Genomic DNA, 9,308 nt, shown 5'->3' on the forward strand with positions numbered 1-9,308 from the left:
CGGTGTGGCCGCACAGTCCGAACAGCTTGGTGACGCCCCGGCGCTCCAGGTAGTCTACCAGCAGGTCAGATACCAGTTTCTTGCTCATTGTGTGAAATCCTCCATATCATTTTTTTGGATCAGCAATCTCTTATCAGGCTTTCGCCCGCTTCTCCCAAACAGTGTTCCTGCCCGGCGGCCTCTCCCTCATTTCCTATGGAATCAATTCATAGATCAAGGGAAATTTTTAATCCTTCCACTTTGGCTATTTTTCAGCAACAGCCGCAGGGCATCTCTCTTTTTTCTGTCTACTACTACCATACAAAGAATAGTATATTCCCTCTTATTTGTCAAATAGCTAGTTTTCATTCATTGTTCAAATTCCTGCATGGGATGTGCCAAAAAAGGCCGGCCTGCCCGAGGTGGGACAGGCCGGCCAAATCTTTTGTCCGGTCATTTCGCTTCAGGAGCCCTCTTTCAGATTGTGCCGCTCCAAGAAGTGGTTGAAGATCAGGCCGCTGCGGATAATAAAATCCCGGAAATATTCGGCGGCGGGGGGCATATACTGCTCCTTGTTCCATTGGATATACAGCTTCCGCGCGGGGATTTCATTTTCGATGGGCAGCACCTTCACATTGTAGGGGGTCCCGCCCAGGGGCCTGGGAACGATAGCGACGCCGTGATTGGCGGCCACCATGCCGTACATAATGACGTCCTGGGCTGTCTCCATGGTAATCTTGGGCTGGATGCCCAGGCTCCGGAACAGCTCGTCGGTGACGGAGCGCAGCTGGCAGTTGTTGTCGAAAGAGATGAAGGGCTCCCCGTCCAGCTCCCGCAGGTCCACCGACTCCCGCTGAGCCAGCCGGTGGCTCTCCGGGACCAGCAGGACGATCTGGTGCTCACCGATGAGGGCCCCTTCCACCCGGGGGTCGTCGATTTTAGTACAGAAGAGCAGGTCGATCTCCCCGGCCAGCAGCTTGTCCCGCAGCTGCATGAAGGTGGCCTCCTGGTTGAACTGGAGGCGCACCCCCACCCGGTTGGTCTCGGATAAATAGCGCACGATCAGCTCAGGCGCGAACTCCGCCAGGGAGGGAAAGCAGGCCATTACCACCGTTCCGCTGTTTGGGTTGATATAATCCTGGAGTCGGGCCACTCCGGTGTCCAGCAGGTTCAGGGCCTGGGAAACATAGGGGAGGAACAGCTCCCCATATTTGGTCAGTTTGATGTTGCGTCCCTTTCGAACAAAAAATTCCACATTCAGCTCGTCCTCCAGCTCCTGAATGGAGTGGCTCAGGTTGGACTGACTGACATACAGCTTTTCCGCCGCCCGGGTGTAGTGCTCCAGCTCGGCGATGGTCTTGAAATATTGCAGCTGCCGTAAATTCATACGGCGCTCCCCCTTTCTGTCCCGGATCTTAATATATTGATTCAATTATGCCATAATTCGATGAAAAAATCAAATATATTTTTCAGTTCGGGACAGAAAAAGCATATCTTATCGGTCTGACCCGGCCTGCGCCTGCTTTGCCAGCTTGCGGGTCTCCAGGGTGCTGAGGATGACATCAGCGGAGATGAGCACCAATCCCACCAGGAAGGAGGGGGTGAAGGTCTCGTTCAGCAGCAGCATGCCCAGCAGGGCAGAGAACATGGGCTGGAGAGGGTAAAAGAGGGAGCAGGTGCTGGCAGGCAGCTCGGCCAGACTGGCCGTCCAGGTGTACTGGGCCAGCCCGGAGCCCACCAGCCCCAGATAGAGCACCACCAGGATGTTGGCGGAGCTCAGGCCGGTGCCCCCTGCCTGCACCGCGGCCGCCACCCCCGTGGGGATGTGGAAAATCAGACTGATGACCATGCCGTAGGCTGTGACCAGAATGGGAGGATACTTGGCGGTGAGCTGGCGCATGAAGACAGAGGCCACGCTCCAGGTGACCACTGCCGCCAGCACCACCAGGATGCCCGCCATCTCCCCCTGGCCGGTGGCGCCGGTGGTGATGACGAAGGTGCCCACCAGTGCCAGCACCAGACACAGCACCTTGGTGGGGGTGATCTTTTCCTTCAGGTGGAGGGCAGCGAAGATGGTGACCCCCACTGGTGTCACCGAGTTGACCAGGGAGGCCATAGAGGCCCCGGTGAGGGAGATCCCCAGCTGGATGAGGAAGATAGTGAGGAAATAGCCCATGACCCCCACCCCGGCAAAGTATTTCCAGTCCGCCCGGTCGATCTTCACGCCGAAGTGCTTCCGGGCCATGAGCATCAGGGGAAATGAGGCCACAAAACACCGCAGGCAGCCCAGCAGGGGGGCGGGCACATCGTCAGAGATCAGCTTCCCCCCCACGTACACGCTCCCCCAGAAGAAGAAGGTGACAAACAGAAGCAGAAATGCCCGGCTTTTCTTCAGCAGCTCCATAGAAACGCTCCTCTCCAAAACACAGCAGTCTTTCAGCGGATCAGCTCTGGCTGGACGCATGGGACCGCCTCCGGAATATTTCTCTGCCGGGAGCAGACCCACGGGGCCACCCAAAGGAAGAAACGGACCGGCGCCGCTGGGGCGCCGGCCCGTTTGAAATTCATGGGTACGCGCTTGTCCGCAGCTGGGGATCAGGCCCCGGCAACAGCGGCCAGCTCGTCCTGCAGGATGGTACCCAGACCGTCGACCTCGCCGTCGATCTTGGTGTACAGGTCCTGCACGCCCTGCAGATTCAGGATCTCGTCATAGAACTCGGGAGCGTACTCCACCATCTCCATGCCGCCGGCAGCCAGAGTGTCCTTGCTGCTCTTATCCAGCTCGGTCAGAGCGGGACGCAGCTCAGCAATGGCTTCCTCCACGGCCTGAGTCAGGGCATCCTGATACAGGGGGTCCAGGCTGTTGAACTTGTCATTGTTGATGATGATCTGGTTCAGGTACAGGATGTGGTTGGTGAAGTTCAGATACTTCTGGACCTCCTGGAAGTTGGAGGTCATGCAGGTATCAGCGGCGTTCTCCTGAGCGTCGATGGTGCCGTTCTGCAGGGAGATGTACACCTCAGGCCAGGCCAGAGGAGTGGGGGCAGCGCCCAGAGCAGACCAGAAAGCCATGTGGTTCTGGTTCTCCATGGTGCGGATCTGCAGGCCCTTGAACGCATCCAGAGTGTCCAGCTTCACATTGGAAGTGGTCAGACGGTAAGTGGCGTTCTGCAGGTAGCCCAGGATCTTCATGTTCTTCTCTTCATACTTGGGGGCAATGGCCTTCAGGAACTCGCTGTCATCGCCGTTCAGCACCTGGTCGATGGTGTCGCCGTCATACTGAGCGAAGACCATGGGCAGATCGAACACGGCCACGGCGGGCACGAAGGAGACGGTGGGAGCGGTCTGCAGCACCACATAGTCCAGGGTGCCGTCCAGCATCTGCTGCTGGATATCCATGTCGCCGCCCATCTCGCTGTTGGGATAGTACTCAACGGTCAGCTGGCCGCCAGTGATGGCGTCCACCTTCTCGGCAACCAGCTCACCCAGCTGCTGGGCAGCGGCGCCCACGCCGGCGGAGTCAGCGCCGCGCAGGACCACGGGGTCCAGGCTGGCGTAGTCAGAACCGGTGCTAGCAGCGGGGGTGCTGGTAGCAGGGGTGGAGCTGGCGGCGGGGGTGCTGGTGTTGCCGCCGCCGCAGGCGGCCAGGCCCAGAGTCATGGCGCCAGCCAGGACAAGAGCTGCAAATTTCTTCATGTTTGTTTCCTCCTCTTAAATGGTATGTTTTATTTGTTCACTTGCCCGACCGGCCAAGGGCCGACCAGGTCAAGGGTGAACCGAAGTCAGTGGTCAGCGGCCCAACAGCGCCAGACTGACCGGCTCCACATAAGTGATGAGAGCCAGGGCCAGCAGGAAGGAGATGATGAAGGGGACCGCCCGCTTGGCCACAGCCATGGGCGGCTCCTCCGCCAAGTTTCCGGCCACGAACAGGTCCAGGCCGAAGGGAGGCGTGGCCAGGCCGATGGACAGACAGCACACCAGGATGACGCCGAAGTGGACGGAGTCCACGCCCAGGGCCTGCACAGCGGGCAGCAGGATGGGGGCCAGGATGACGATGGCGGGGCCGGTATCCATGACCATGCCCAGGATCAGGAACAGGATGACCAGGACAGACAGGACGCTCCAGGAAGTGGTGAAGTTGCCCACGATGAAGTCCTCGATCACCTTGGTGGCGCGGGTCAGGGACAGCACGCGGCCGAAAGCGGTGGCGAAAGCCAGCACGAAAGCCAGGCCGCCGTAAGTCTTGACAGAGCTGGCCAGGAAGGGGATCAAATCCTTCAAAGAGATGGAGCGGTACACCACCAGGGAGACGAACAGAGCGTAGAACACGGACACGCAGGCCGCCTCAGTGGGGGTGACGATGCCGGAGTAGATGCCGCCCAGCACGATGATGGGGCACAGCAGGGCGAAGAAGCTGTCAGCAAACAGCTTCAGGAAGCCGTTGCCCCGCAGCTCGGACATCTTGGCGCGGATGCGCTGCTTGTCCTCGCCCTTGGTGATGCAGAAGATCACCGCATAGGCCATCATGAACAGGCCAATCAGGATGCCGGGGATGACGCCGGCCAGGAACAGGTCGCCGGTGGAAACGCCGGTGGCCAGGGAGTAGAGCACGAAGGGGATGGAGGGCGGAATGATGACGCCCAGGCCGCCGGCCACGGCGATCAGGCCGGCGCTCCAGCGCTTCTCATAGCCCATTTCCACCATGAAGGGGATGCACATGGAGCCGACGGCGGCGGTGGTGGCCGGGCCGGAACCGGAGATGGCGCCGTAGAACAGGCAGGTCAGGATGGCCGCGCAGGGCACACCGCCGGGGATGTTTCCTACGAAGTAGGAGAAGAAGTTGAACAGCCGGCGGGAGATGCCGCCCTCTGCCATGATGACGCCGCCCAGGATGAACAGAGGCACCGCCAGGATGGGAGTGGAGTCAGCGCCGGACAGCGTGAAGTTGATCAGCTGGTCCACCGGTGCTCCGGCGTTCATAAAATACTGGGGGAACAGGGTGCCCAGGCACATGGCCACGCCAATGGGCACGGACACGGCGATTGCGATCAGAAATACGATAAATACCATTAATGCTGCCATTAGTTCGCGCCTCCTTCCAGATCACCCTTGGCCGCGGCGGCCTCCTCGGCGGCGTCCGCCATAGCCTGCTCCAGAGTGGTCAGTTCCTTCTTATTGAAGTTCATGATATGAAGCACGACCTGCTGGATGCCGCGGATGAAGCCCAGGCCGAAGCCGATCAGCAGGCAGATGTACACAGCGGCCATGGGCAGCTCCATGGCGGGAGAGGTACGACCGCTGTTCAGGGCGTTTTGGATCACGGTGATGGATCCGTTGAAAAACAGCGCCATCACCACGGTGTTGATGAGATCGATCACGATGTTGATCGCGTTGCGGGCCTTGGTGGGCAGCAGGTCCACCAGCACGTTCACGCGCAGCATGTTGCCCTTGCGCATGGTGTAGGGCAGGGAAATGAACACGCTCCAGATCCAGCAGTAGCGGCAGAACTCCTCCGGCCAGGAAAGCGCGGCGAAGAAGGTTCTGGCGATGATCTGCAGCATGGTGATGCAGGAGATGAGGACCAGGAAAAAGACCAGGAAGGTCTCTTCAAAGTGCTCATCCAGCCATTTGATGACTTTCATGTTTTACCTCCTCTTTACTACTTACAACGTCTTTCACCGGGCTGTTTCCGGCGGCAGACATGTCCGGCGGGGGGCCGGACTGCTCCGCATCCCGATCTCTTCTCCCCCCGGAATGCGGAAATACCCCAATGCGTGGTTTCCTCCTCTCTCTCTTCTTGTCTTCTCATTCAAAACAGCGCACAGCGCAGATGGGGGGTCCTTACTTGCTCTCCGCCAAGATGTCCATGAGCTCCTTGCGCATGGCTTCCACAGGGGCTTTCTCGCCAGTCCACAGTTCGATCTGTGCGGCGCCCTGATACAGGGACATGCCCAGACCGTTGAGCACCTGGCAGCCCTTCTCCTCCGCGTTGAGCAGGAACTGGGTCTTGTCGGGGTTGTAGCAGGCGTCAAAATAGAACTGACCGGGCTGGATGTGCTCCACGGGCATGGGAGTCTGGCCGATGGTGGAGCCCATGCCGATGCCGCTGGCGTTCATAACCACGTTGCACTCAGCGATCTTGGCGTAGTCGCCGTGGTGGACCAGCTCAGCCACAGGGGCAAAGTTCTCGTTGATGTCCATGACCAGGGACTCAGCGCAGGGCTCATAGAAGTCGGTGATGTAGATCTTCTTGGCTCCGTGATAGGCCAGCACGCTGCACATAGCACGGCCGGCGCCGCCGGCACCGAAGCAGAAGAAGGTGGACTCCTCCACGTTGATCTTGCCCTCTTCCACCAGGGAGGTGTAGAAGCCAACGCCGTCGGTATTGTAGCCGATCAGCTTGCCCTCGGGGGTCTTGACCACGGTGTTGCTGGCGCCCATCTTCTTGCACAGGGGGGCCAGCTCGTCCAGGTAGCGCAGCACGCGGACCTTGTTGGGCTTGGTCACGGCGAAGCCGGCAAAGTTCATGTAGCGCAGGCCGTTGACCACATCGCCCAAGTGGTCCTTGTCCACCTCGGTGTAGAAGTAAAGCATGTTCAGACCGGCGGCCTCATAACCGGCGTTCTGCATCCGGGCGGCGAAAGACTGGCCCAGAGGTTTGCCCAGCAGGGTGATCATTTTGGTGTTGATGTCGATCTTCATAACGATCCCTCTCTCATTCTCTTCAAAAAAGTTTTATTGCGGTGATATCAGACGGCAGGACTCAGTCGATGCCGTGCTCCTTAAAGTAAGCCTTGGCAGTATCCAGGCAGCGCTTGGCATGGCCGGCCACACCCAGCTCCTCGATCCGCTTCAGGTTGGGCAGCTCGATGGACAGGGGGATCTCGGGCATCCCCTTCACCATGCCGGCGATGTCCATGGCACCCTCTCCGGGGTACAGGCGGCCCTCACGTGCGGTGAAGAGCATCAGCTCGTCCTTGATGTTGTCCAGGACGGGGTCTCCGTCGGGCCCGGCGGGGCCGTCGCACAGGTGGATGAAGTTGAAGTATTTGGGATCGGTGCGGGCCAGCTCGGCACCGGTGACACCGGCGCGGCCGGCATGGAGGGTGTCCACCATGATGTACAGGTTGTCCGCCTTCACAGTGTCCACCAGCGTGATGGCCTCCTGGAGGTTGCGGACACCGGCCCAGGGCAGGAACTCCACGTTATACTTCAGGCCGTACTTCTTGGCCATCTCGGCGATCTTGGCCACCTGATCGATGTAGTAGGCCTTGTCCCGGGTCCAGATGCTGCCCAGCACGTCGGTGGCGCCCAGCTCGGCTGCCTTCTCAAACGCGGGGTCATACTCGTTGATGTCCAGGTCGGGGCGGACGCGGGCCAGCTCGATGTCCATCACGGGCATGTCGTACTCCTTCAGAGCCTGGCGGGTCTCCTCGAACAGCTTGGCGTCCTTGTGGAGCAGGAACTCCGGCTCTCCGGGCAGGTGCATCGGGATGGTGCGCAGGCTGACGAAGTCATACCCCGCCTCCTTGGCGATGCGGATCTGGTCCACAGGGGCGGTACCGGGGATGGTCAAATAGGCCAACGAAAACTTTCTGGACATACTGCATTCCTCCGAATTCTAATATCATATTGTATTCGGTCCCGCAGGGGCCGTTTCCCGGCCTTTGAGCTGGAGGCGGCGGGAACATCCGTCCCCCCTGCCCGCCCGGGCCGGCACGCCGATGGCTGCCATAAAAATAAACAATCCCGGCGGCAAACATGAGGAGAGGGCACTGGAAATATCACCCTTGTGGCACTATCACCAATTCCCTCTTTTCGTTGTCTCCCATTTTATTTCAAAACTACAAATTCGTCTACTGCGAACTCTTCATAATTTCATCAATACTTCGCATGCTTTACCCGCTTCTCATCCCAATTTATTGTTTCATTTGTATAGTTTTACCCTATCAAAATTGTGCACCCATACAGGAACCTTGGTTTTTTTAAGGATTTGGACATGCAAATTTTTCGATTGTGCAAATCGCTCAACTTTATTTAAGCTCCCCTATTTCTCCATGATGTCTGACGATTTCCCCCCTTTGGGGCTCTCCAAGCCCCTCCTGGTCCCGCTTCCAGGCCGCCGGCAGCCCCAGGGCAAGGGGCGCGGAGCTCTTTGACGGCCCGCCGCCGCGCCTCAACCATCGAAATTTTCCATAGTTTAATGTAAAACTTATATTGGAATAATGGAGACCAATACAGTATGATAATCGTATAAGATGCTAATGAATGTTCCGGCATCCGGCAGGCGTTTCGCACATTTTCCACAAAACCTCGCCGCCGTGCCGGCATTATCAAGGAGGTTTCCCCAGCTATGATGAATCTACCCTCTGAAATCACCATCTGTGAGGTGGGCCTGCGCGACGGCCTCCAGAACGAAAAGACCATCGTCTCCACCGAGGATAAGCTCTCCCTTCTGCGGGACTTGGTGGACGCCGGCTTCCCCGTGATCGAGGTCGGCTCCTTCATGCACCCCAAAAAGGTGCCCCAGATGGCAGATACGGATGACCTGTTCAAGGCTCTGGTCAATGAATTCCCCGGCGTGGAGTTCCGCGCTCTGATCCCCAATCTGCGGGGCGTCCAGCGCGCCGCGGACTGCGGCTGCAAAAAGGTGAAGCTGAATGTCTCCGCCAGCCGTGAGCACAACCTGAAGAATCTGAATATGACTCCTGAGGAGAGTGTAGCCGGTTTTGCCGACTGTGTCAAGGCCGCCGCGGAGCACGGGATCGAGGTCTCCGGCTCCATTTCCATGCCCTTCGGCTCCCCCTGGGACGGCCGCATCCCTCAGTCCGAGATCGACTCCATCATCGATGCATATCTGGACGTGGGCATCACCGAGATCTCCCTGTCCGATACCTCTGGCATGGGCGTCCCCAACCAGGTCTATGAGATGTGTTCCCATGTCCACACCAAATTCCCCACTGTCTCTTGGTGGCTCCACTTCCACAACACCCGCGGCGTTGCCATGGCCAATATCATGGCCGCCATGGAGGCCGGCATGACCCGTTTTGACACCTCCTTTGGCGGTCTTGGCGGCTGTCCCTTTGTCCCCGGTGCTGCCGGCAACATCTCCTCTGAAGATGTGATCCACATGTGCGACGAGTCCGGTATCACCACCGGCATCGACGTACGCAAGGTGATGGCCATCTCCAGAAAGGTGCAGACCATTCTGGGCCACACCACTGACAGCTACCTCCTGCGGGCAGGCTGCTCCAGCGACCTGCTCCAGACGGTAAAATGCCTTGACAAAGGCGGAGTTAAGGGCCTCCCGGAGTTTGGGCGGCACCTTG

8 protein-coding genes are annotated in these 9,308 nt (G+C 58.8%); 1 reads left to right on the top strand and 7 read right to left on the bottom strand.

Annotated elements, in window-relative coordinates:
• Positions 1–442: 442 nt before the first annotated feature.
• The 7 genes from NE584_RS18685 to NE584_RS18715 all read right to left on the bottom strand — a co-directional run bounded on the left by NE584_RS18685 (position 443) and on the right by NE584_RS18715 (position 7,582).
• A complete protein-coding gene (locus NE584_RS18685) occupies positions 443–1,366 on the bottom strand; it encodes a LysR family transcriptional regulator (protein WP_050623331.1) in 924 nt (307 codons plus the stop codon).
• Positions 1,367–1,474: 108 nt separating this feature from the next.
• The gene (locus tag NE584_RS18690; RefSeq protein WP_256183483.1) at positions 1,475–2,383 is read right to left on the bottom strand and encodes a DMT family transporter; all 909 of its coding nucleotides are present in this window, start codon (positions 2,381–2,383) and stop codon (positions 1,475–1,477) included.
• A 191-nt stretch (positions 2,384–2,574) separates the two neighbouring features.
• Positions 2,575–3,675, bottom strand: coding sequence for a TRAP transporter substrate-binding protein (gene dctP / locus NE584_RS18695; protein WP_256183484.1), 1,101 nt, complete (start codon positions 3,673–3,675; stop codon positions 2,575–2,577).
• Between the two features lie 93 nt (positions 3,676–3,768).
• Positions 3,769–5,061, bottom strand: coding sequence for a TRAP transporter large permease (locus NE584_RS18700; protein ID WP_050623328.1), 1,293 nt, complete (start codon positions 5,059–5,061; stop codon positions 3,769–3,771).
• Positions 5,061–5,621: a TRAP transporter small permease gene (locus NE584_RS18705; protein ID WP_256183485.1), complete on the bottom strand. Its 561-nt coding sequence runs from the start codon at positions 5,619–5,621 to the stop codon at positions 5,061–5,063. The genes NE584_RS18700 and NE584_RS18705 overlap by 1 nt, the downstream gene beginning before the upstream one ends.
• A 199-nt stretch (positions 5,622–5,820) precedes the next feature.
• Positions 5,821–6,681: a shikimate dehydrogenase gene (locus NE584_RS18710; RefSeq protein WP_256183486.1), complete on the bottom strand. Its 861-nt coding sequence runs from the start codon at positions 6,679–6,681 to the stop codon at positions 5,821–5,823.
• 61 nt (positions 6,682–6,742) lie between these two features.
• Positions 6,743–7,582 carry a sugar phosphate isomerase/epimerase gene (locus NE584_RS18715; protein WP_050623325.1) on the bottom strand — a complete coding sequence of 280 codons (840 nt, stop codon included), beginning with the start codon at positions 7,580–7,582 and terminating at the stop codon, positions 6,743–6,745.
• Between the two features lie 750 nt (positions 7,583–8,332).
• On the opposite strand from NE584_RS18715, the gene NE584_RS18720 reads away from it, so the two are divergent.
• Positions 8,333–9,308: hydroxymethylglutaryl-CoA lyase (locus tag NE584_RS18720; RefSeq protein ID WP_368670740.1), on the top strand; the 976-nt coding region annotated here is incomplete at its 3' end.

The sequence above is a fragment of the Clostridium sp. DFI.5.61 genome, assembly GCF_024462915.1.
GTDB lineage: Bacteria > Bacillota > Clostridia > Oscillospirales > Oscillospiraceae > Lawsonibacter > Lawsonibacter asaccharolyticus.

Excerpts from the sequence above, each read along its gene's own strand:
- NE584_RS18690 (WP_256183483.1), bottom strand. The coding sequence starts at position 2,383 with ATGGAGCTGCTGAAGAAAAGCCGGGCATTTCTGCTTCTGTTTGTCACC.
- dctP (WP_256183484.1), bottom strand. The coding sequence starts at position 3,675 with ATGAAGAAATTTGCAGCTCTTGTCCTGGCTGGCGCCATGACTCTGGGC.
- NE584_RS18700 (WP_050623328.1), bottom strand. The coding sequence starts at position 5,061 with ATGGCAGCATTAATGGTATTTATCGTATTTCTGATCGCAATCGCCGTG.
- NE584_RS18715 (WP_050623325.1), bottom strand. The coding sequence starts at position 7,582 with ATGTCCAGAAAGTTTTCGTTGGCCTATTTGACCATCCCCGGTACCGCC.
- NE584_RS18685 (WP_050623331.1), bottom strand. The coding sequence starts at position 1,366 with ATGAATTTACGGCAGCTGCAATATTTCAAGACCATCGCCGAGCTGGAG.
- NE584_RS18705 (WP_256183485.1), bottom strand. The coding sequence starts at position 5,621 with ATGAAAGTCATCAAATGGCTGGATGAGCACTTTGAAGAGACCTTCCTG.
- NE584_RS18710 (WP_256183486.1), bottom strand. The coding sequence starts at position 6,681 with ATGAAGATCGACATCAACACCAAAATGATCACCCTGCTGGGCAAACCT.